The organism is Mesorhizobium sp. M1409, assembly GCF_040317535.1.
In the GTDB taxonomy this organism is placed as follows: Bacteria; Pseudomonadota; Alphaproteobacteria; order Rhizobiales; family Rhizobiaceae; genus Mesorhizobium.
Genome location: NZ_JAMYKV010000159.1, coordinates 1 through 660, shown reverse-complemented (window position 1 = coordinate 660; position 660 = coordinate 1). Strand labels below are relative to the sequence as shown.

The following is a 660-nucleotide window of genomic DNA, read 5'->3' as shown; positions in this document are numbered from 1 at the left end:
CACCGGTGAGGATGGCGATGTCTTCCAGCATGGCCTTGCGGCGATCACCGAAGCCCGGCGCCTTGACGGCGGCGATCTTCAGGCCACCACGCAGCTTGTTGACGACCAGCGTGGCCAGGGCCTCGCCTTCGACGTCTTCCGAGATGATGAGCAGCGGCTTGGAGGTCTGCACGACGGCTTCGAGAACCGGCAGCATGGCCTGCAGGTTGGAGAGCTTCTTCTCGTGCAGGAGGATGTAGACGTCCTCGAGCTCTGCCACCATCTTGTCGGCGTTGGTGACGAAGTAGGGCGACAGGTAGCCGCGGTCGAACTGCATGCCTTCGACGACTTCCAGCTCGGTCTCGGCGGTCTTGGCTTCCTCAACCGTGATGACGCCTTCGTTGCCGACCTTCTGCATCGCTTCCGCGATCATCTTGCCGACCGACTCGTCGCCATTGCCGGCGATGGTGCCGACCTGGGCGACTTCCTCGGAGGTCTTGATCTTCTTGGCAGCCTTGCCGAGCGCCGCGACGACTTCGGTCACGGCCAGATCGATGCCGCGTTTCAGGTCCATCGGGTTCATGCCGGCGGCAACCGCCTTGTGGCCTTCCTGGACGATCGACTGCGCCAGAACGGTCGCGGTCGTGGTGCCGTCGCCGGCGATGTCGTTGGTCTTCGAAG

1 protein-coding gene is annotated in these 660 nt (G+C 63.6%); it reads right to left on the bottom strand.

Annotation, left to right across the window (positions count from 1 at the left end; translation table 11 throughout):
* Positions 1-660, bottom strand: a 660-nt coding sequence (groEL, locus tag NKG99_RS35815; protein ID WP_352874187.1) for a chaperonin GroEL, incomplete at both ends; no start/stop codon positions are given.